The organism is Halomicronema sp. CCY15110, from assembly GCF_016888165.1.
Taxonomy (GTDB): Bacteria; Cyanobacteriota; Cyanobacteriia; order Phormidesmidales; family Phormidesmidaceae; genus Halomicronema.
Genome location: NZ_JACSWC010000259.1, coordinates 1 through 452, shown reverse-complemented (window position 1 = coordinate 452; position 452 = coordinate 1). Strand labels below are relative to the sequence as shown.

General features: G+C 51.8%; 1 pseudogene. It reads left to right on the top strand.

Annotated features, from left to right (window positions below):
* A pseudogene (locus JUK32_RS10300) lies at positions 1-445 on the top strand (IS4/IS5 family transposase); the annotation flags it as partial.
* Between the last annotated feature and the right edge of the window lie 7 nt (positions 446-452).

Here is a 452-nt window from a genome sequence, read left to right as displayed (position 1 = left end):
GCTATTCCAAGTGCTTGACCAATGCTTTCGGGGTGAAATCAACACCCTTGCCTATCCAAGAGCCGCTTTGTTTGGCTTTTGCATGGCGCTCATTTGCTACAACCTACTGGCAGTCCTCAAAGCCGCCATGCGTGCGGTTCATGGCACTGACAAAGTGGAAGCGGGGCTGTCTCTCTACTACTTTGCGGATGAAATCCGTCGCGTTCATGATGGCATGATGATTGCCATCCCAGAGGCCCAATGGCAACCGCTGGCTCAGCTCGACTGGGATAATACGGCGCGGCTGCTCAAGCAGTTAGCGGCCCAGATAGAACTCTCTAAATTGCGTTCCCATCCCAGAGGCCAAAAGCCGAAAAGAGACAAGCCGAAATTCGACAAAAAGAAACCTCATGTCTCAACCGCTCGATTGCTTGCCAAAGCTAAAGCTGAGAAGAAAGCACCTTGAAAGGGCT